Origin of the sequence: Chromobacterium sp. ASV23 (assembly GCF_016428945.1) — a bacterium.
Classification (GTDB): domain Bacteria; phylum Pseudomonadota; class Gammaproteobacteria; order Burkholderiales; family Chromobacteriaceae; genus Chromobacterium; species Chromobacterium sinusclupearum.
Genome location: NZ_JAELTR010000069.1, coordinates 1 through 19,197 on the forward strand (window position 1 = coordinate 1; position 19,197 = coordinate 19,197).

22 protein-coding genes are annotated in these 19,197 nt (G+C 64.0%); 5 read left to right on the forward strand and 17 right to left on the reverse strand.

What is annotated here, in order from left to right; translation table 11 throughout:
• Together JHD59_RS19360 and JHD59_RS19365 are read left to right on the forward strand one after the other, a co-directional pair.
• Positions 1-896: phenylacetate--CoA ligase family protein (locus tag JHD59_RS19360; protein ID WP_199155447.1), on the forward strand; the 896-nt coding region annotated here is incomplete at its 5' end.
• Positions 893-1,831 carry a GNAT family N-acetyltransferase gene (locus tag JHD59_RS19365; protein ID WP_199155448.1) on the forward strand — a complete coding sequence of 313 codons (939 nt, stop codon included), beginning with the start codon at positions 893-895 and terminating at the stop codon, positions 1,829-1,831. The genes JHD59_RS19360 and JHD59_RS19365, both read left to right, overlap by 4 nt.
• Here JHD59_RS19365 and JHD59_RS19370 read toward each other — a convergent pair.
• From JHD59_RS19370 to JHD59_RS19410, 9 genes are all read right to left on the reverse strand, one after another.
• Positions 1,798-2,130 carry a YbjQ family protein gene (locus JHD59_RS19370; protein ID WP_103321747.1) on the reverse strand — a complete coding sequence of 111 codons (333 nt, stop codon included), beginning with the start codon at positions 2,128-2,130 and terminating at the stop codon, positions 1,798-1,800. The genes JHD59_RS19365 and JHD59_RS19370 overlap by 34 nt on opposite strands.
• A gap of 64 nt (positions 2,131-2,194) precedes the next feature.
• Positions 2,195-2,905, reverse strand: coding sequence for a 2-phosphosulfolactate phosphatase (locus tag JHD59_RS19375; RefSeq protein ID WP_071108685.1), 711 nt, complete (start codon positions 2,903-2,905; stop codon positions 2,195-2,197).
• A gap of 426 nt (positions 2,906-3,331) precedes the next feature.
• Positions 3,332-4,321: a murein tripeptide/oligopeptide ABC transporter ATP binding protein OppF gene (gene oppF / locus JHD59_RS19380; RefSeq protein WP_199155449.1), complete on the reverse strand. Its 990-nt coding sequence runs from the start codon at positions 4,319-4,321 to the stop codon at positions 3,332-3,334.
• Positions 4,314-5,315 (reverse strand): oligopeptide/dipeptide ABC transporter ATP-binding protein, encoded by a 1,002-nt coding sequence (locus JHD59_RS19385; RefSeq protein ID WP_199155450.1) that lies wholly within the window; start codon positions 5,313-5,315, stop codon positions 4,314-4,316. The genes oppF and JHD59_RS19385 overlap by 8 nt, the downstream gene beginning before the upstream one ends.
• A gap of 23 nt (positions 5,316-5,338) precedes the next feature.
• Complete coding sequence (locus JHD59_RS19390; RefSeq protein ID WP_103321751.1) at positions 5,339-6,253, reverse strand: ABC transporter permease subunit; 915 nt, start codon at positions 6,251-6,253, stop codon at positions 5,339-5,341.
• A 13-nt stretch (positions 6,254-6,266) separates the two neighbouring features.
• On the reverse strand, positions 6,267-7,187 hold the full coding sequence (gene oppB / locus JHD59_RS19395) for an oligopeptide ABC transporter permease OppB (RefSeq protein ID WP_103321752.1): 921 nt from the start codon (positions 7,185-7,187) through the stop codon (positions 6,267-6,269).
• Positions 7,188-7,327: 140 nt separating this feature from the next.
• Positions 7,328-8,944: a peptide ABC transporter substrate-binding protein gene (locus JHD59_RS19400; RefSeq protein WP_199155451.1), complete on the reverse strand. Its 1,617-nt coding sequence runs from the start codon at positions 8,942-8,944 to the stop codon at positions 7,328-7,330.
• Positions 8,945-9,377: 433 nt separating this feature from the next.
• Entirely contained in the window at positions 9,378-10,412 is a 1,035-nt protein-coding gene (pyrC, locus tag JHD59_RS19405; RefSeq protein WP_199155452.1) for a dihydroorotase, read from the reverse strand.
• Between the two features lie 60 nt (positions 10,413-10,472).
• Entirely contained in the window at positions 10,473-10,703 is a 231-nt protein-coding gene (locus JHD59_RS19410) for a sulfurtransferase TusA family protein (RefSeq protein ID WP_043623827.1), read from the reverse strand.
• A 123-nt stretch (positions 10,704-10,826) separates the two neighbouring features.
• On the opposite strand from JHD59_RS19410, the gene JHD59_RS19415 reads away from it, so the two are divergent.
• The 3 genes from JHD59_RS19415 to JHD59_RS19425 all read left to right on the forward strand — a co-directional run bounded on the left by JHD59_RS19415 (position 10,827) and on the right by JHD59_RS19425 (position 12,786).
• Positions 10,827-11,591, forward strand: a complete 765-nt coding sequence (locus JHD59_RS19415; protein WP_199155453.1) for an NRDE family protein — start codon at positions 10,827-10,829, stop codon at positions 11,589-11,591.
• Positions 11,592-11,605: 14 nt separating this feature from the next.
• On the forward strand, positions 11,606-12,112 hold the full coding sequence (locus tag JHD59_RS19420) for a CNP1-like family protein (RefSeq protein ID WP_199155454.1): 507 nt from the start codon (positions 11,606-11,608) through the stop codon (positions 12,110-12,112).
• Between the two features lie 68 nt (positions 12,113-12,180).
• Positions 12,181-12,786, forward strand: a complete 606-nt coding sequence (locus tag JHD59_RS19425; RefSeq protein WP_199155455.1) for a hypothetical protein — start codon at positions 12,181-12,183, stop codon at positions 12,784-12,786.
• Positions 12,787-12,838: 52 nt separating this feature from the next.
• Here JHD59_RS19425 and moaC read toward each other — a convergent pair whose 3' ends face one another.
• The 8 genes from moaC to JHD59_RS19465 all read right to left on the reverse strand — a co-directional run.
• Positions 12,839-13,318 (reverse strand): cyclic pyranopterin monophosphate synthase MoaC, encoded by a 480-nt coding sequence (moaC, locus tag JHD59_RS19430; RefSeq protein WP_199155456.1) that lies wholly within the window; start codon positions 13,316-13,318, stop codon positions 12,839-12,841.
• Between the two features lie 38 nt (positions 13,319-13,356).
• Positions 13,357-13,539 carry a hypothetical protein gene (locus JHD59_RS19435; RefSeq protein WP_199155457.1) on the reverse strand — a complete coding sequence of 61 codons (183 nt, stop codon included), beginning with the start codon at positions 13,537-13,539 and terminating at the stop codon, positions 13,357-13,359.
• A 3-nt stretch (positions 13,540-13,542) separates the two neighbouring features.
• Positions 13,543-14,454 (reverse strand): UDP-3-O-acyl-N-acetylglucosamine deacetylase, encoded by a 912-nt coding sequence (gene lpxC, locus JHD59_RS19440; RefSeq protein ID WP_199155459.1) that lies wholly within the window; start codon positions 14,452-14,454, stop codon positions 13,543-13,545.
• A 113-nt stretch (positions 14,455-14,567) separates the two neighbouring features.
• The gene (gene ftsZ / locus JHD59_RS19445; protein WP_103321760.1) at positions 14,568-15,755 is read right to left on the reverse strand and encodes a cell division protein FtsZ; all 1,188 of its coding nucleotides are present in this window, start codon (positions 15,753-15,755) and stop codon (positions 14,568-14,570) included.
• A gap of 101 nt (positions 15,756-15,856) precedes the next feature.
• The gene (gene ftsA / locus JHD59_RS19450) at positions 15,857-17,071 is read right to left on the reverse strand and encodes a cell division protein FtsA (protein ID WP_233164410.1); all 1,215 of its coding nucleotides are present in this window, start codon (positions 17,069-17,071) and stop codon (positions 15,857-15,859) included.
• Positions 17,072-17,117: 46 nt separating this feature from the next.
• Complete coding sequence (locus JHD59_RS19455) at positions 17,118-17,843, reverse strand: cell division protein FtsQ/DivIB (protein ID WP_103321762.1); 726 nt, start codon at positions 17,841-17,843, stop codon at positions 17,118-17,120.
• Positions 17,833-18,741, reverse strand: a complete 909-nt coding sequence (locus JHD59_RS19460; protein WP_199155458.1) for a D-alanine--D-alanine ligase — start codon at positions 18,739-18,741, stop codon at positions 17,833-17,835. Before JHD59_RS19460 ends, JHD59_RS19455 begins: the two co-directional genes overlap by 11 nt.
• 46 nt (positions 18,742-18,787) lie before the next feature.
• Positions 18,788-19,197, reverse strand: a 410-nt coding sequence (locus JHD59_RS19465; RefSeq protein ID WP_304492189.1) for a glutamate ligase domain-containing protein, incomplete at its 5' end; no start/stop codon positions are given.

Consider the following 19,197-nt stretch of genomic DNA (forward strand, 5'->3'; position numbering starts at 1 on the left):
CCCATGGCGCGCTGTCGCATTCGCCGGTGCCGGTGCTGGAATACCCGTTTAGCTGCACTGTCGATCACGACGCGCTCATCGACGCCATCCGCCGCCATCGCATCAATGTGCTGGCCGGCGTGCCCGCCCAGCTGCTGCGCCTCGTCCATCATCTGGAACAGCTCTCGCTGACGCTGCCCGCCATCGAGACGGTGCTGTATGCCGGCGAGAGCCTATTCGGCGAGCAGATCGCTCTGCTGAAGCAGGTATTCCCGCAGGCTCGCATCGGTTCGATAGGCTGCGCCAGCGTCGACGCCGGCCTGATCGGCTACGCCGACCCGGACTGCGCCCATGGCGAACACCGGGTGTTCGACGCCGACAGCATCATCGAAATCATCGACGAAGACAGCGGAGAAGTAATAGACGAGCCCGGCCGCCGCGGCCTGCTGCTGGTGACCAATCTGCAGCGCCGGCTGATGCCGGTGATCCGCTACCCCAGCGGCGATCTGGCCTGCTGGCGCGAGCCGCCCGGTCCGCAGCGCAAATTCGCGCTGCTGGGCCGCGCCGGCAACGGCCACCGCATCCGCGTCGGCACGCTGTCGCTATTCCCGGACGAGCTGGGCCGCACGCTGGGCGAGCTGCACGATTTGCTGGGATGGCAGCTGGAAATCTCGCGCCGGGACGGGCGAAACTGTCTGGAATTGTTGCTGGCGGCGCGCGCGCCATTGGATTTGCCGCGGCTGCGCCAGGCCCTGCTGGCCAGCCAGCCTGCCATCGCCGAGCAATGCGGAAAAGAACAGCTGAGCCTGGCGCTGCGGCAGACCACCCCGGAGGCGATGCGCACCCATCCGCGCTCCGGCAAGCTGCTGCGCGTGGTGGACCGCCGCGATTATCAACTGGCGGAGGCGCTGCCATGAGCGTTCGCCATCCTGAAACCGCCTGGGTCCGCGACTACCAGCCAGCCGACGCCGCCGGCATCAGCGCGCTGTTCCGCGCCATCTACGACGACCGCTATTTCTACGCCGATGTCTATCTGCCCAGCCAGATCCAGCAACGCAACGCCAGCGGCCAGTGGCGCTCGGCGGTGGCAATGCAAGGCGACAAGCTGGTCGGCCACGCCGCGCTGTGGCTGAACCCGGCCTATCCGGGCCAGGCCGAACTGGCGATGAACGTGGTGGACCCGGATGCGCGCGGCCAGGGCATCGCCAGCCTGCTGGGCCGCCACCTGCGCGCCGCGGCCGCCGATCTGGGCGTCGCCCTGCTGACGATCAAGCAGGTATGCTCGCATCCTCGCAGCCAGTACGTCGCGCAGGCGCTGGGCTTTCACAACATCGCGCTGCTGCCGGACTACATCGACACGCCTTTTGCCGGTCCGGCGCCGGAGAGCATCCTGTTGGGCTGCCTGCCGCTGCAGGCGAGGCCGCTGCCGAAGCTGCCGTGGCCGGAAGAGTGGGGAACATGGCTGGCGCCGCTGCGCCAGGCTTTGGGAGAAAACGGGAGCGCGCCCGTCGGCGCCGGCCTGCCCGGCCTGGCGCTGACCCGCTGCGGCCAGCGGCTGGAGGTGACCGCGCAACAGCCGACGCCCGCTCGGCTGGCGGAAATCGCCAATCTGCCCAGCGGGCAGCTGATCTATCTGAAATTGCCGGCCAGCGCGGAAACGCTGGCCTTGCGGGCGCAGCTGCGCAAGGCCGGCTTTCGCTTCGGCGGCCTGCTGCCGGCCGCGGCCGGCGGCTGGCAACTGCTATGGCTGCGCGGCATTTCCGGCCAGGACATCCATCTCTGCGATGAACAGGCCGCGCGCCTGTACCGGCTCTGCGCTTACAGCGGCTCCACCCGCACGGCCGTGCCGTAGCACAGCACCTCGGTCAGGCCGGCCATCACGTCGGTGGCGTCGTAGCGCATGCCGATCACGGCGTTGGCGCCAAGCGCCGCGGCGTGGTCGCACATCAGCGCGTAGGTTTCCGAGCGCGCCTGCTCGCACAGGCTGGTATAGATGGTGATGTTGCCGCCAAACAGCGACTGCAAGCCGCCGAAGAAATTGCCGATGACCGAGCGCGAACGCACGGTGATGCCGCGCACGACGCCGAGGTTGGCGGTGATCCGGTAGCCCGGCAGTTCGAAAGCGGTGGTGACCATTCTGGCTGGCAACATGGAAATCTCCTGGTGATGAAGCCCGTCCCGAACAGGATGGGCCCCATCATGATATCTGGGAAGCTCAGACCGGACGATATTCGCCGTCGCGCAACAGCGGCACGCAGCGGCTGACATCGTGCTGCGCCGCCAGCGTCACGTCCTCCGGAAAGCCGCGCTCGACCAGTTCGCAGGCCGACAGGCCCTGGCTCAGCTGGCGCTCCAGATCGTTGCGCGCCAGCACAAAGGCCGCTTCCGCCGCCAGCGCCTCCGGCGACTTGGTGCCGGCCAGATTGTGAATGATGGCGCCGGCGCCGATGAAATCTTCGTAGGCGAAACGCAGGCTGCCATCCGGATTCAGCTCGCCCGCCGCGATCAGCAGCACCGAGCCGTCCTGATCATTCAGATAGTTGGCCACCACCGAGGCGTTGCGCAGGCAGCCGGCGATGGTGCGCGACGACTCGCTGGCCAGGCTGACGGCCGCGCCATTCGGCGACGGCAACACCAGCCGGGTGCCGAAGGCCAGCCGCTGCATCGAAGACGGCGACAGCGACGGCTGCGTGCGGCTGCGCTTGCCGGCCAGCAGCGCCTGCCGGCTGGCGGCGAAGTCCTGCGCGCTGTCGTCCTTGACCCGATACGGCAACACCACCACGCCGTTGCCGCAGGCGACATCGACACAGGTGCTGAAGGACAACACATCGACGACAACGCAACTGTCCGCCTGCCGGCTCAACTGCCTCGCCGCTTCCACTCCCCACTGCAGCCGAACTGAAAATTCCTGTTGCGTATGTGGCATTCTTCGTCCCTGAAAAATGGCAAGCCGCCGGTTTGCCGGCGGCGGTTCAATGTCCGACGCGGCGCACCCTGCCCTTCCAGCCCCTTGGCAATGCGCCCCGCGCGATCCGCCCAGGCCTGCGGCCTGTCATCGAATCGAAATAATTATTATTGGAAAGGTCGAAAGCTTAACCATTGGCCATCAAAAACTCAAAGAAATCATATGAAAACGCCCCCAGATGTGGCTCCGGGGGCGTTTTTGCTGCGCGATTTCCAACAATGCGCCATCGCGCCTAGCGATTCAATCCAGCTTCAGCGTCAGCAGATATTCTCCGCCATGCTCGCCCGGACGCGCGACAATCACAGCCCTCTCATGGATCAACCATCAGCGCAATCTTGGACTTCGGAAAAGAAAAACGCCGCCGGCTCCAATTACCGGCGGCGTGGATCAAGCCAGCAGGCAGGACGACTGCGTGTCTTCGCTCAACTGGCGCAGCTTGGGCACTTCTTGCGCGCAACGCGTCTCCGCCTGCGGGCAGCGGGTGCGGAACACGCAGCCGGACGGCGGATTGATCGGGCTGGGCAAGTCGCCTTGCAGGATCTGGATCACCTTGGTCTTTTCCAGCCGCGGGTCCGGGATCGGGATGGCCGATAGCAAGGCGCGGGTATACGGGTGCGAGGGCACGTCGTACAGCGCGTGCTTGTTGGCCAGCTCCATTTCGCGGCCCAGATACATCACCAGGATGCGGTCCGAGATGTGCTTGACCACCGCCAGATCGTGGGCGATGAAGATCAGCGCCAGGCCCATCTCGCGCTGCAGTTCCTTCAGCAGGTTGATGATCTGCGCCTGGATCGACACGTCCAGCGCCGACACCGGCTCGTCGCAGATGATCAGCTTGGGCTCCAGGATCAGCGCGCGGGCGATGCCGATGCGCTGGCACTGGCCGCCGGAGAACTCGTGCGGATAGCGGTTGATCATCTGCTCGCGCAGGCCGACGCGCTTCATCATCGCCTTGACGCGCTTCATCACTTCTTCCGCCGACAGTTCAGGCTTGTGCACGCGCAAGGGCTCGCCGATGATCTGGGCGATGGTCATGCGCGGGTTCAGCGACGCCAGCGGGTCCTGGAAGATCATCTGGATATCCTTGCGCACATTCAGCCAATCCTTCTGGCTGCCTTTGCGCAAGTCCTTGCCCATCCACACGATCTCGCCGTCGGTGGCCGGGATCAGGTTCAGAATGGCGCGGGACAGCGTGGACTTGCCGCAGCCGGACTCGCCGACCACGCCCAGCGTCTCGCCGGCGCGCAGATCGAAGCTGACGCCGTCCACGGCCTTCAGCGTCTTCTTCGGGCTCCACGGCCAGGCGTCGTCGCCCTTGACTTGGAAGTGCACCTTGACGTTGCGCACCGACAGAATGACTGGCTTGTTCTCAGACATGGGTCACCTCCGCGGCGGCTTGTACCAGTTCTTCCGCCGGCTTGTGACAGGCGCGCAGAATCTTCGGGTTGAGCGGGCTGGCCGCCAGTTGCGGCAGCTCGGCGGCGCAACGGGGGCTGGCATGGACGCAGCGTTCGCTGAACGGGCAGCCCTTGGGCATGTGCGCCATATTCGGCGGATTGCCCGGGATGCTGACCAGGTCGCTGCCGTCGTGGTCCAGGCGCGGCAAGGCGCCCAACAGGCCGATGGTGTAGGGGTGGGTCGGATGATAGAAGATGTCGTCGGCGCGGCCGTATTCCATCGCGCGGCCGCCGTACATCACCAGCACGTTTTCGCACAGGCCGGCCACCACGCCCAGATCGTGGGTGATCATGATGATGGAGGTGCCGAAATCGCGCTGCAGGTCTTTCAGCAAGGTCAGGATCTGCGCCTGCACCGTCACGTCCAGCGCGGTGGTCGGCTCGTCGGCGATCAGCATTTCCGGCTCGCACAGCAGCGCCATGGCGATCATCACGCGCTGGCGCATGCCGCCGGAGAATTCGTGCGGATACATGTCTACCCGGCGCGCCGCTTCGGGAATGCGCACCGCGTCCAACAGCTCGATCGCGCGTTTTTTGGCGTCGCGCCGGCTCATGCCCTTGTGCAGCTCCAGCACCTCGGTCATTTGCCGCTCCACCGTCAGATACGGGTTCAGCGAGGTCATCGGGTCCTGGAAGATCATCGAGATGCGGTCGCCGCGGATCTTGTTCAGCTGCGCCGCGCTCATGGTCAGGATGTTCTGGCCGTGGAACAGCGCCTCGCCGCTGGCTTGGCCGTTCTTGGCCAACAGGCCCATCATCGCCAGCACGGTCTGGCTCTTGCCGGAGCCGGACTCGCCGACGATGCCCAGGGTCTGGCCCTTGTTCAACTCGAAGCTCACGCCATTGACCGCGTTGACCATGCCGTCATTGGTCTGGAACTGCACCCCGAGATTGTTGACTTTTAAAATGCTCATGTCTTGCCTCATCTATCCTGGGGTCAGCGGTCTTTCGGGTCCAGCGCGTCGCGCAGGCCGTCGCCGATATAGTTGGCGCAGTAAAGCGTCAAGGACAGCATGCCGGCCGGGAACAGCAACATCCACGGCTGGCTTTCCATGGCCTTGGTGCCGTCGCCGATCAGCACGCCCCAGCTGGTCATCGGCTCCTGCACGCCCAGGCCGAGGAAGGACAGCACGGATTCCGTCAGGATCACGCCCGGCACCGTCACCGTGGTGTAGATCACCACAATGCCCAAGAGGTTGGGCACGATATGGCGGAAAATGATGGTGGGGGTGGACACGCCGATGGCGTGCGCGGCTTCGATGTATTCCTTGGAGCGGATGGCCAGCGTCTGGCCGCGCACCACGCGCGCCATGTCCATCCAGCCCAGGATGGTGATGGTCAGCACCACCAGGTAGAACTCGCGGCCCAAGAGCGTCACCATCAGGATGGCGATCAACAGGTAGGGCACGGCGTACATCATGTCGACGATGCGCATCATCACATTGTCTACCTTGCCGCCGAGAAAACCGGCGGTGGCGCCCCACAGCACGCCGATGATCACCGCGGCAATGGTGGCCAGCAGGCCGACCATCAGCGAGATGCGGCCGCCGATCAGGGTGCGCACCAGCAGGTCGCGGCCCAGTTCATCGGTGCCGAACAGGTGCAGGTTCTGGAAAGTCGGCGCCAGGCTGATCGCATCCCAGTCGGTGTCGGCGTAGCCATGCGGCAGCAGCCAGGGGCCGACGATACAGGACAAAGTGATCAGGGTCAGGATCACCAGGCTCACCACGGCGGCCTTGTTGCGGAAGAAACGGATGCGGGCGTCGCGCCAGGGGCTGCGGCCCTCGGTCGCGGCCTCGGCCAGACCGGTTTCCAGCGCCGCGGCGACCGCGGCTTGTTTACTTTTCATCATTGCGAAATCCCCCTCAGTAGCGGATCTTCGGATCGAGCAGGGCGTATGCCAGGTCGACGAGGAGGTTGAACACCACGGTGATCACCGTCACCAGCACCACCAGGCCCAGCACCAGCGTGTAATCGCGGTTGGACGCGCCGTTGACGATCAGCTTGCCCAGGCCGGGCAGCGAGAAGATGGACTCGGTCACCACGGCGGAGGTGATGGACGAGATGGCCAGCGGCCCCAGCAGCGTCACCACCGGCATCAGCGCCGGCTTCAGCGCGTGGCGCAGCACGATGGTGCGCAGCGGCAGGCCCTTGGCGCGGGCGGTGCGGATGAAGTTGCTGTTCATCACCTCGATCAGGCTGCCGCGCATCACGCGGCCGATGGTGGCCACGTTGATGAACACCAGCAAGGCCACCGGCAACACCATGTAGGAAATGGCGAAATCATCCCAGCCGCCGGACGGCAGCCAGTGCAGCAGCATCGAGAAGACCAGCACCAGCACCGGGCCGATGATGAAGGACGGGAAGGCGCTACCCATATTGCCGACCAGCATCACCAGATAGTCGATGAGGCTGTTCTGGCGCAAGGCGGCGATGGTGCCGAGCAGCACGCCGATCACCAGCGAAATCAGGATGGCGCTGCCGCCGATGGCGGCGGAAACCGGCAGCGCGTGCGCCACCAGATCATTGACGCTCCAGTCCGCATAACGGAACGACGCCCCCAAATCGCCATGCAGCAGGCTGTTCAGGTAATAGAGATATTGCTTCCACAAGGGCAGGTCCAGATGGTACTTGGCCTGCAGATTGGCCAGCACTTCCGGCGACACCTTGCGTTCGCCGTCGAACGGACCGCCAGGGGTCAAGTGCAGCAACAGGTAACAGACCGTCGTAACGGCCCAGACGGTTGGTATCGTCACCAACACGCGGCGAAGAGTGTAAGACCACATCGCATGAAACTCCCGTTCGCCCCGCTTCGGCGGCAGGCGGACGCCGGCCGCTCGCCCGGAGCGAGAACACCACAATCATCGGCCGGTTGCCCTTGCGGGACAACCGGCCTCGTCACGCGGAACCTCCCGCGCGGAATCGCTTAGTGCTGAATGATGTACAGGTACTTGCTGCGATAGCGGTCAACCGTGTTCTTCAGCGAGTAACCGCCGACATACGGCTTGACCAGACGCGGCAAGGTGTACTGCAGCACCGGGATCATCGGGTAGTCATCCATCACCAGCTTGGTGGCTTGGGTCAACAGCTCGGTGCGCTTGGCCGCATCGGTGGTCTCGTTGCCCTGCTGGATCAGCGCGTCAGCCTTCTTATTGCAGTTGAAGTTGTCGTTCTGGGTGTTGCCGCACTGCACCAGCGCCAGGAAGGTGGTGGCGTCGTTGTAGTCGGCCAGCCAGCCGTTGCGGGCGATCTGATAGTCGCCGTCATGGCGCTTCTTCAGGAATACCTTGAACTCGGTGTTGTCCATGGCGGTATTCAGGCCCAGCTTGGTCTTCCACTCCGAAGCCACGAAGATGGCCATCTTCTTGTGGTAGTCGCTGGTATTGTAAGAGAGCTTGATGGTGGTGCCCGGCTTCACGCCGGCCTGGGCCAGCAGCTTCTTGGCCTCGTCCACGCGCTTGGCCATCGGCCACTTCACCCAGTCGTAGGTGGACGGCTTGGCGCCGTGCACGCCGTTGACCATCACGCTATAGGCCGGCACCTGGCCGTCCGCGGTGATCTTGGCGGCCAAGAGGTCGCGATCCAGCACCATGGACAGCGCCTTGCGCACGCGCACGTCCTTCATCAGCGGGTCTTTATGGTTCAGGCTGTAGTAGCGCAGGCCCAGAATGGTATTGTTCTTCAGATCCTTGGGCATTTCGCTCTTCAGCTTGGCGAAGGAGCCGGGCGGAATCTCATAGGTCATGTCGGTCTGGCCCGACAGATACAGTTTGTTGTCCGCGTTCTGGTCTTCGATCGGCAGGAAGCTGACCTTGGTCAGCTGGACGTTCTTGGCGTCCCAGTACTGCGTGTTCTTCTCGATCACGACTTTGCTGTTGACCTGCCAGTCTTTCAGCACGAACGGGCCGTTGGACACCAACTTGCCCGGCTTGGTCCAGTCCTTGCCGTATTTGTCGATCACGGCCTTCGGCGCCGGGCCCAACTGGGCGTTCGACATCAGCTCAGGCAGATACGACACCGGGAAGGCGGTCTTCACTTCCAGCGTGTACTTGTCCAGCGCCTTGACGCCGATGGCGGTATTCGGCTTCTTGCCGGCCACGATATCCGGGCCGTTTTCAAAGAAAATGCCGAAGGTGCCGGCATACGGGGCGGCCAGCTTGGGATCGACCAGGCGGCGGATGCCGTAGACGAAGTCGTCGGCGGTCACGGCGCTGCCGTCGGACCACTTGGCGGTTTTGCGCAGGTGGAATACCCATGTGGTCGGGCTGGTCTGTTTCCAGGACTCGGCCACGCCCGGCAGCAGCTTGCCATCATTGTCGGTTGCGGTCAGGCCTTCGAACAGGTCATGGGTAATGATGTTGGCGGGCACGCCCTCCACCACCATGGGATCGAGCGACTCCGGCTCGGAACCGTTGGAGCGCACCAGCTCCTGTTTAGCGGCCAGCTTGACGCCGGCCGGCACATTGGCGGCCAGCACGGAACCGGAAGCCAGGGCCAGCGCGACAGCGGCGGCGATCCCCTGCAGCGATTGCTTGTTTGTCATCTTCTACTCTCCTTGTTCTGTCTCGACGCGTGAGCAACGGGTCGCGATTCTTTTTCACTCGATTGTATCCAGAGTGGATCGCTGATTATGCGCCGAGGGTTTTGAATACTTCAAGCCCTAAAACGCGCACTATTCCATTCATTTTCCTCAACATGCAAGATTTGTCTGACAATGGACTATTCGGGCAAATCAATGGCTTGCTCATTCACTATTTTTTATACCTATTGCATTTTTGCATGCCAAATTCTGTTGCCTCAAATCAGCCAAACTCATGCCAGTCGTGCCTCGCGCCAGGATGGCGCAAGCTTGGATCGACGTATGCTAATGCGCTTGAATCATCGAAAGAAGAATTTTCCGCTGCCGCTTAGGCTGAAATGAAAAAAGCCGCTGAAAAGCGGCTTTACCATCAATTTTTCTCAACACTGACGGTGTTTTACAGTTTCATGCGCCAGCCCACGCTGTCGCCGGCCCGCAGCGGCACAAGGACATCGCCGGGATACGGCAGTTCGGCCGGCACCGTCCAGCTTTCCTTGACCAGCGTGATGCGGTCCGCGTTGGCGGACAGGCCGTAGAATGCCGGGCCATTCAGGCTGGCGAAGGCCTCCAGCTTGTCCAGCGCGCCGGCGGCCTCGAAGGCCTCGGCGTACAGCTCGATAGCGGCATTCGCCGTATACATGCCGGCGCAGCCGCAAGCGGACTCCTTGGCGCTCTTGGCATGCGGCGCGCTGTCGGTGCCGAGGAAAAACTTGCCCGAGCCGGACGTGGCCGCCTTGACCAGGGCCTGGCGGTGCAACTCGCGCTTCAGCACCGGCAGGCAGTAATGATGCGGCCGGATGCCGCCGACAAACAGCGCGTTGCGGTTCATCAGCAGATGGTGGGCGGTGATGGTGGCGGCGATGTTGTCCGGCGCGGCGGCGACGAACTCGGCGGCCTCGCGCGTGGTGATGTGCTCAAACACCACCTTCAAATTCGGCAGTCTGGCCAGCAACGGCTTCATCACCCGTTCGATGAATACCGCCTCGCGGTCGAACACGTCGATGTCGGCGTCGGTGACTTCGCCGTGCACCAAAAGCGGCATGCCCACTTCCGCCATCGCCTGCAGCGCCGGCATGGCATGGGCGATGTCGGTGACGCCGTGATCGGAGTTGGTGGTGGCGCCGGCCGGGTACAGCTTGACGCCGTGGACGAAACCGCAGGCCTTGGCCTTGCGGATCTCGTCGGCACTGGTCTTGTCGGTCAGATACAGCGTCATCAGCGGCTCGAAGGCGCTGCCGGCCGGACGCGCGGCCAAAATCCGCTCGCGGTAGGCGGCGGCGGCTTCGACGGTAGTGACCGGCGGCTTCAGATTAGGCATCACGATGGCGCGGCCCATCTGGCGACAGGTATCGGGCAACACGGCGGCCAGCGCGGCGTCGTCGCGCAGGTGCAGGTGCCAGTCGTCGGGGCGGATCAGGGTCAGTGTCTGCATGGTGGATCGCTTGCGTAACGGTGAATGAAACGATGGCGACGGAAAACCGTCGCCATGGGCTTATTTGCGGCGCAGCACCATTCGGAACTTGCCTTCGGCTGTCGTGGTCGACTCCATCAGGCCATTGCCGGTCTGGCGGCAAAAGGCCTCGAAATCCTTGGGCGCGCCCGGATCGGTGGCGATCACCTCCAGCACGGCGCCGCTGGCCATGTCCGCCAGCGCCTTCTTGGCGCGCAGAATCGGCAAGGGGCAGTTCAAGCCGGAAAGGTCGATGTGTTTGTCGGGTGTCATGGGCCGGTGTCCTCAGCCATATCGGGTTACAATGAGGGGAACATGGCGCGGCCGCGATGCGCGGCAAGCCGTAGCCGTATAGTTTACGCCAGTCGTCAAGCCTTACCCAAATCGGTCCGTATCATGTGCATCATCGCCTTCGCCTATAAAATGCCGGGCTTGGGCCAGCTGGTCTTGCTGGCCAACCGCGACGAATACTACGCCCGCCCCACCGCGCCGCTGGATTGGTGGCCGGAATACCCCAACACGCTGGGCGGCCGCGACTTGCAGTCCGGCGGCAGCTGGCTGATGGTGGACGGCCGCAACCGCATCGCCGCCATCACCAACTTCCGCGACGGCTTCCCGCCCAAGGCGGAGCGTTCGCGCGGCGAGCTGGTGGAGCGCTTCGTCAGCGGCGACGACGATCCTTTCGCCTTCGCCGACTGGCTGCGGGCCGAAAGCCATCATTACGCGCCGTTCAATCTGCTGTTCGGCAGCAGCGCCGACCTGTTCTTCTTCCACAGCCCCAACAGGCAGATCGCCCGCGTCACGCCGGGCATCCACACGCTGTCCAACGCCACGCTGGACACGCCATGGTTCAAATGCCGGCGGCTGGCGGAATACCTGACCGAATTCGGCCGGCCGCCGACCGAAGACCAGGCCTATGCCGCGCTGTCCGATCCGACGCCAGCCGGACCGGGCGAGTTGCCCAACACCCGCATCGGCATGGCGCTGGAAAAGACGCTGTCGCCCATCTTCATCCAGGGCCGCGACTACGGCACCCGCAGCTCCATGCTGCTGACCGTGAGCAATCGCGGCGATATCGGCTTTTCCGAACGCAGCTGGGGCCTGGCCGGACGCGAAACCGGACGCCGCCACTACAACCTGCGCGCCGGCACGGCGCGCTGATCCGGAGCACTCCATTGAAATTTCGTCATACCCTGCCGGCGCTGCTGGCGCTGTGCCTGAGCCTGACGGCGCAGGCGGAAGGCAAGCTGATCAAGAACAACAACTACGCCCTCGATGTGGACAAGCCATGGGAGGAACAGGCCTACTCGCTGCCCGCCTACCCGCAGACGGCCGACTGGATAGAGGTGAAGCCGGACTGGCTGCAAAGCAACCGCTTCTTTGTCGACGGCAAGACCTTGAGCGTGGGCCAGGACGGCGTGGTGCGCTTCATCAGCCGGGTCGTCAGCGGCAAGGTGGAGAATCTCAGCGTCGAAGGCATCCAGTGCAAGGACAATAAATACCGGGCCTATGGCTTCGGCGACAGCGTCAACCAGCGTTGGATAGAACCGATGCGCCCGCTGTGGCAGGACATCGTCTACAGCGACAAGCTGCGCCGCGAACTGCGCACGCTGCTGTGTCCGTTTGGCAGCGCACCGCGCGACGCCGCGCAGGCGGTGGAGTCGCTGCGTAAAGGCAGCTGAAGCCCGCTGCGGATAGCCGGATGGATGTTCTAAGATAAAGCATCTGTCTTGCATTCGCGTAGGCGCCGATGGATCAGCAAACTCTGCAGGAAAATCGCGAAAGGGAATGGGTCAGGCGGCTGTTTGAGCAAAAAGGCATCGCGCCCATTGATGTCAGATCGCTGAAGTGCCCGGCGCCGGATGTCGGCGTGGCGCTGTCAGATGGCCGCTTTCTGGCCATCGAGGTGACCGAGGTGCTGGCCGGCGAGCACGCCCGCCGCAATGCCCGCAAGAAGGAAGTCCAGCAGGCCCAGCAGGCCGCCGGCGGCATCGGCTCGATGTTCACCCGGCCGGCCAACGCGCTGGACGTCGCCTGCCGCATCGAGGCCAAGGTCGGCAAGGACTACCACGTGCCCAACGGCCATCAGCTGCATCTGCTGCTGGCGGCCGGCACTTTCGAGCACGGCGCGATGGCGTCCACCCTGCTGCTGTACATCTCGATTCCGGAACTGAACCAGCTGACCCACAACATGCTGGCCCATTCGCGCTACCAGCACGTCTACCTGCATCTGCAGCGCGGGCGCGGCCTGTACGAGTGGAACCGCCTTGACCGCTGGCATGAGATCCACCCGCCCACGGCGCATCTGGACGGCTACCCCTGCCCGCTGCTATTGGGGCAGGAGGCCGGCAAATAGACTGCCCGCCCAGCCGGTACGCGGGCGCGGCCTCCGATAAAGAAACAATGCCCTAGCCCTCCGCCCGCCAGTTGCCGCTCTTGCCGCCGTCTTTTTCCAGCAAGCGGATGCCGCTGATTTCCATGCCGCGGTCCACTGCCTTGCACATGTCGTAAATGGTCAAAAGGCCAAGATTGACGGCCGTCAGCGCCTCCATCTCCACGCCGGTCTGGCCCGTGCACTCCGCCGTGACCTCGATGCGCACCGCAGACTCGCCATCCAGCAGCTCAAAATCCACCGCCAGCCGCGTCAGCGCGATCGGGTGGCACAGCGGAATCAGGTCCCAGGTCTTCTTGGCCGCCATGATGGCGGCGACGCGGGCGATGCCGAGCACATCGCCCTTTTTGTGGCCGCCGCTTTTCACCAGCGCGAACGTGGCCGGCAGCATGCGGATCATACCCTCGGCCACGGCGCGCCGCGCTGTGGCGGCCTTGCCGCCGACATCGACCATATGGGCCTGGCCGGCGGCGTCGAAATGGGTCAGTCGGGTCATGGGGCTTTCCCTCAATGAAAAACGCCCACGGCGTTTTATCAACGCAGCAGGCGGAATATGAGCCAGAAACAGGCGACGATGATCAACAGGCCGGCGCTCCAGCGGACAATGGCCAGCACGCGGCGCAGATAGCGGCGGTCATGGGTCAGCGCAAAGCACAGCAGCGCCCAGCCTATCGCCAGTATCGTCGCCAGCAGCCACAGCCGCCAGAAGCCGAACACAGCCTAATCCTGCTGCGGCAGCTGATGGAAGCTGGACGGCGCGTCCAGCACGTCGTCGAAGCTGACGAACTCCCAGGCCTCCGGCGTTTCCAGCAGCTTGCGCAGCAGTTTGTTGTTCATCGCATGGCCGGACTTGTGGCCGGAGAAGGCCGCGATCAGAGGATGGCCGATGATATAGAGGTCGCCGATCGCGTCCAGGATCTTGTGGCGGACGAACTCGTCCGGAAAGCGCAGGCCCTCCGGATTCAGCACGTACTCGTCGTCGATCACGATAGCGTTGTCCAGGCTGCCTCCGCGGCCCAGGCCGTGGTTGCGCATGTATTCCACCTCGTGCATGAAGCCGAAAGTGCGGGCGCGGCTGATTTCGTCGCTATACGAATGGCGGGCGAAGTCGACCACCACGGTCTGCGGCGCGCGGTTGAACGCCGGATGGTTGAACTCGATGGACAGCGTGATCTTGAAGCCGTCGTACGGGTCCAGCCGGACCCATACGCCGCGGTCTTCCACCATCACGGTCTGTTTGACGCGGATGAAACGCTTTTTCTTGGACTGCTCGACAATCCCGGCCGTCTGCAACAGGTACAGGAACGGCGCGGCGGAACCATCCATGATGGGGATTTCCGCCGCCGTCACTTCGACGACCAGGTTATCGATGCCGAAACCCGCGAAGGCCGACATCAGATGCTCGATCGTGCCGACACGCACGCCGGTGTCCGTCACCAGCGTGGAGGAGAGGCGCGTGTCGTTGACGAGCAATGGGTCCACCTTCACATCTACCGGCTCGGGCAAGTCGGTGCGACGGAAGAGGATGCCGGTATCGGGCGGCGCCGGCAGCAGGGTGAGCTTCACCCGCTCGCCGGAATGCAGACCGACGCCCGTGGCGCTGATCGCTTGCTTCAGCGTGCGCTGCAAGATCATTTCAGGCTACTCAATCCAGACGGGAAAACCCGATTCTAGCATAGCGACCGCCTATGCTTTATTGATTGATTCGCTAGCATGAATAGCGTTTATCTATCCGCGTCCCTCGCTCAGTCCGCCTGCTTGCGCAGGAAGGCCGGAATATCGTAGCTCTCGCTGACTTCCGGATTGGAAAAGTCCAACGACTGCGCGGCGCGGCGACGGCCGGTGCGCATGATGGCCGGCGCATCCAGGTCTTCGTAGTTCACCATTTCCACGGCGCGGTCGTCGGTGCCGGTCTTGACGATCTTGATGTACTCCGGACGATCCTCGTTGCGGGTCGCCTTCTTCTGGCCCAGGCCCGTGGCGATCAGCGTCACGCGGATGGTGTCTTCCGGCATGTCTTCCACTTCGGCGGTGCCGAACTTGATCTGCGCGTCTTCGTCCGCGTACTGGCGGATGATGCCCATGATCTCGCGGTACTCGCTCATCTTCAGGCAACCCGGAGCGGTGGAGATGTTCACCAGCACGCCGCGCGCGCCTTCCAGCGTGATGTTGTCCAGCAGCGGGCTGGCCACGGCCTGCTCGGCGGCCACGCGGGCGCGGTCGATGCCGGAGGCGTAGGCGGAACCCATCATCGCCAGGCCCATCTCGCTCATCACTGTGCGCACGTCGGCGAAGTCGACGTTGATCAGGCCCGGGCAGGTGATCACTTCGGCGATGCCGGCCACGGCGCCCTTCAATACATCGTCGGCGGCGCGGAAAGCTTCGCGCATGGTGACGTCGTCGCCCAGCACTTCCATCAGCTTCTCGTTGGGGATCACGATCAGCGAGTCCACATGCTTCTTCAGGTCCTCGATGCCGTTCTGCGCCACTTTCATGCGCTTGCCTTCATGGTCGAACGGACGGGTGACCACGCCCACGGTCAGGATGCCCATTTCCTTGGCCACTTCCGCCACCACCGGGGCGGCGCCGGTGCCGGTGCCGCCGCCCATGCCTGCGGTCACGAACACCATATTGGCGCCGCGCAGGGTTTCCGCGATGCGTTCGCGGTCTTCCAGCGCCGCGCTGCGGCCCACTTCCGGATTGGCGCCGGCGCCCAGGCCGCGCGTCAGGTTGGTGCCCAGCTGCAGCTTCTGCGGCGCGCGATTGCGCTGCAGCGACTGCGCGTCGGTGTTGGCGCAAATGAATTCCACGCCGTGCACGTTGCCGGAGATCATGTTGTCGATGGCATTGCAACCGCCGCCGCCCACGCCGATCACCTTGATCACGGCCGAGTTGGCCGTCTCTTGCATCACTTCGAATACCATTCCGCTCATTTCCCTCTCCTCACATAAAAGATGAGCCAATCAAACTGCTTTGTACTGCGCCCGAACAACATTGCTTACACCGCCGGCCCTCGCCGACGGCCCGAATCTCATCAGAAATTGCTGCCGAACCAAGCCTTCATGCGCGAGAACATCTGGCCCACGCCCGCCGACTCGGTCTTCACCGGGCCGGCGTAGCCCTGGATCTGCTCCTTGCCGTACAGCAGCAGGCCCACGCCGGTGGAGAAGCGCGGCGTCTTCACCACTTCCGCCAGGCCGCCAACATACTTGGGCACGCCCACTCGCACCGGCAGGTGGAACACTTCCTCGGCCAGCTCCACCATGCCCGGCATCAGGCTGGCGCCGCCGGTCAACACCATGCCGGACGACAACATCTCTTCAAAACCGCTGCGGCGCAGCTCCTGCTGCACCAGCTGGAACAACTCCTCCACGCGCGGCTCGATCACCTCGGCCAGGGTGGCGCGCGACATCTGACGCGGACCGCGCTCGCCGACACCCGGCACTTCTATCATCTGGGCCGGATCGGCCATGCCCACCAGGGCCACGCCGTGCTGGATCTTGATGTCCTCGGCTTCCTTGGTCGGGGTGCGCAGCGCCATGGCGATGTCGTTGGTGATCTGGTCGCCGGCGATCGGAATCACCGCGGTGTGGCGGATCGCGCCGCCCACGTACACGGCGATGTCGGTAGTGCCGCCGCCGATGTCGATCAGGCACACGCCCAGGTCTTTTTCGTCCTCGGACAGCACGGCGATGGCCGAGGCCATCGGCTGCAGCACCAGATCGGACACTTCCAGGCCGCAGCGGCGCACGCACTTGGTCACGTTCTGGGCGGCGGACACCGCGCCGGTGACGATGTGCACCTTGGCTTCCAGCCGCACGCCGCTCATGCCCAGGGGCTCGCGCACGCCTTCCTGGCCGTCGATGCTGTATTCCTGAGTCAGGATGTGCAGCACCTGGTGGTCCGGCGGGATGGTCACGGCGCGCGCGGTTTCGATCACGCGATCAATGTCCATCTTGGTGACTTCGCGGTCCTTGATCGCCACCATGCCGTGCGAGTTCACGCTCTTGATGTGGCTGCCGGCGATGCCGACAAACACCTCGTGAATCTTGCAATCGGCCATCAGCTCGGCCTCTTCCAGCGCGCGCTGGATCGCCTGCACGGTGGATTCGATGTTCACCACCATGCCGCGTTTCAAGCCGCGCGAAGGCGTATGGCCCATGCCGACGATATTCAGCTGACCGTCTTCCAGCACCTCGGCCACGATCGCCACGATCTTGGAGGTGCCGATATCCAGGCCGACCAGCATGTTCTTGCTTTCCTTTGGTTTGCTCACCTGTCGCTCCAACGCCTAATCACTTGTTTCCCTTGGCCGGCGGCGCCTTGTAATCGGGCATCCGCACAGCGAATCCGTTCGGATAGCGCAGATCGACGTATTCAATGTGATACGGCAATCGCGCCAACTCGCTCTTCCAGTAGGTGGCAAAGCGCTCCGCGCGCATCGCCACATCGTTACGTCCCAGCTCCAGCTGCAGCTGGTTGTCCAGCCCCACTTTCCATGCCCGCCGCGACGACAGCCACAGTTCTCGCGGAACCAGGCCCGACGGCTGCAAGGCCTGGCGCAGTTGCGTCAGCATCGCCGTCATGTCCTTCTCCGCGCCGACCGGGCCGTAAAACACCGGCAGCGGCTGGTCGCTGGCGGCGTCGAAACGCTCGCCGCGGGTGTTCACCAGACCGTTCTCTCCCCAGCGCGCCAGCGCCACGTGCTCCTCTACGGTGATATCCAGCGCGTCCGGCCAACGCCGTCTCACCTGCGCGTCGCGCACCCATGGCAACTTGCCGAAGGCAGCCCGCGTCTTGTCGATATCCAAGGTGAAGAAGGTGCCGGCCAGCTCATGCTCCGCGATGAACTTCAGCTGTTCCGCCGTCACCCGGTTCATGTCGCCCTGAATCCGTATCTTCTTCACCGGGAACACTGGCGCATGCGTCAGCCAGAATCCCCCCGCGTACAGCAACATCAGCGCTGCCGCGCCCAGCATCCAATTGGCCAGGCCCCGGAGCAACCGATGGTTATCCCACATGCACCGTATCCAATACCTTCAGACACAGGTCCTCGTATGCGATCCCTTCGGCCTTGGCCGCCATCGGCACCAGGCTGTGGCTGGTCATGCCCGGGTTGGTGTTGGCTTCCAGCAGATAGATGCCACCGGCCTCGTCCATCAGGAAATCCACCCGGCCCCAGCCCTGGCAACCCAGCACCTTGAACGCCGTCAGACACAGTTCGCGCGCGCGGCGTTCCGCCTCGCCGACCAGGCCAGGGCAGCGGTACACTGTGTCGTCGCGGAAATACTTGGCGTCGTAGTCGTAGTACTCGGTCGCCGGTTCGATCTTCACCGTCGGGTAGGCGGTCTCGCCTATCACCGCGCAGGTGTATTCACCACCGCCGATGAACTGCTCCGCGATCACCACGCGGTCGTACTTTCGCGCTTCCTCATAAGCCGCGCGCAGACCGCCGGCTTGCTTGACCTTGGTCACGCCGATGCTGGAGCCTTCGGTCGACGGCTTGACGAAGATGGGCAAACCCAGCTGCCGCTCGATCGCGTCGAAATCGCTGTCGTCGGACAACAGTTCAAACGCCGGGATCGGCAGACCCGCGCCCTTCCACAACAGCTTGGTGCGCCACTTGTCCATGCTGATGGCCGAAGCCATCACGCCGCAGCCGGTATACGGCACGCCCAATGCTTCCAGCGCGCCCTGCAGGGTGCCGTCTTCGCCGAACGGGCCGTGCAGCACATTGAACACGCGGTCGAATCCTTCTTCCTTCAGCGCCGCAAGCGGTTTTTCCGACGGGTCGAACTTGTGCGCGTCCACGCCTTTGCCCAGCAAGGCGGTCAATACGCCGTTGCCGCTCATCAGCGACACCTCGCGCTCCGCCGAGCTTCCCCCCATCAACACCGCCACCTTGCCGTACTGCTTCATCTGTCTATCCTCAACACGCCCGCATCGCGCGCGGGCAAAAATCCATTCAAACGGCCTGCGCCACCACTTTGGCCGGCACCGCGCCGATCGAGCCGGCGCCCATGGTCACCACCACGTCGCCGTCCTGCGCCGCGTCCAGAATGGCCTGCGGCAGGTCGGCGATGGCTTCGACGAACAGCGGCTCCACCTTGCCGCCCACGCGCACCGCGCGCGCCAGGGCCCGGCCGTCGGCCGCCACGATGGGCGTTTCGCCGGCGGCGTACACCTCGGACAGCAGCAGCGCGTCGACGCCGGACAGCACTTTCACGAAGTCTTCGAACAGATCGCGGGTGCGGGTGTAACGATGCGGCTGGAAGGCCAGCAGCAACCGGCGGTCCGGGAAGGCGCCGCGCACCGCGGCCAGCGTGGCGGCCATTTCCACCGGGTGGTGGCCGTAGTCGTCGATCAGAGTGAAGC

What these genes read in the sequence shown, in the direction of transcription:
- JHD59_RS19365 (WP_199155448.1), top strand. Translation starts at nt 893, where the DNA reads ATGAGCGTTCGCCATCCTGAAACCGCCTGGGTCCGCGACTACCAGCCA.
- JHD59_RS19370 (WP_103321747.1), bottom strand. Translation starts at nt 2,130, where the DNA reads ATGTTGCCAGCCAGAATGGTCACCACCGCTTTCGAACTGCCGGGCTAC.
- JHD59_RS19375 (WP_071108685.1), bottom strand. Translation starts at nt 2,905, where the DNA reads ATGCCACATACGCAACAGGAATTTTCAGTTCGGCTGCAGTGGGGAGTG.
- oppF (WP_199155449.1), bottom strand. Translation starts at nt 4,321, where the DNA reads ATGTCTGAGAACAAGCCAGTCATTCTGTCGGTGCGCAACGTCAAGGTG.
- JHD59_RS19385 (WP_199155450.1), bottom strand. Translation starts at nt 5,315, where the DNA reads ATGAGCATTTTAAAAGTCAACAATCTCGGGGTGCAGTTCCAGACCAAT.
- JHD59_RS19390 (WP_103321751.1), bottom strand. Translation starts at nt 6,253, where the DNA reads ATGATGAAAAGTAAACAAGCCGCGGTCGCCGCGGCGCTGGAAACCGGT.
- oppB (WP_103321752.1), bottom strand. Translation starts at nt 7,187, where the DNA reads ATGTGGTCTTACACTCTTCGCCGCGTGTTGGTGACGATACCAACCGTC.
- JHD59_RS19400 (WP_199155451.1), bottom strand. Translation starts at nt 8,944, where the DNA reads ATGACAAACAAGCAATCGCTGCAGGGGATCGCCGCCGCTGTCGCGCTG.
- pyrC (WP_199155452.1), bottom strand. Translation starts at nt 10,412, where the DNA reads ATGCAGACACTGACCCTGATCCGCCCCGACGACTGGCACCTGCACCTG.
- JHD59_RS19410 (WP_043623827.1), bottom strand. Translation starts at nt 10,703, where the DNA reads ATGACACCCGACAAACACATCGACCTTTCCGGCTTGAACTGCCCCTTG.
- JHD59_RS19415 (WP_199155453.1), top strand. Translation starts at nt 10,827, where the DNA reads ATGTGCATCATCGCCTTCGCCTATAAAATGCCGGGCTTGGGCCAGCTG.
- JHD59_RS19425 (WP_199155455.1), top strand. Translation starts at nt 12,181, where the DNA reads ATGGATCAGCAAACTCTGCAGGAAAATCGCGAAAGGGAATGGGTCAGG.
- moaC (WP_199155456.1), bottom strand. Translation starts at nt 13,318, where the DNA reads ATGACCCGACTGACCCATTTCGACGCCGCCGGCCAGGCCCATATGGTC.
- ftsZ (WP_103321760.1), bottom strand. Translation starts at nt 15,755, where the DNA reads ATGAGCGGAATGGTATTCGAAGTGATGCAAGAGACGGCCAACTCGGCC.
- ftsA (WP_233164410.1), bottom strand. Translation starts at nt 17,071, where the DNA reads ATGCTGGTCGGCCTGGATATCGGCACCTCCAAGATCGTGGCGATCGTG.
- JHD59_RS19455 (WP_103321762.1), bottom strand. Translation starts at nt 17,843, where the DNA reads ATGTGGGATAACCATCGGTTGCTCCGGGGCCTGGCCAATTGGATGCTG.
- JHD59_RS19460 (WP_199155458.1), bottom strand. Translation starts at nt 18,741, where the DNA reads ATGAAGCAGTACGGCAAGGTGGCGGTGTTGATGGGGGGAAGCTCGGCG.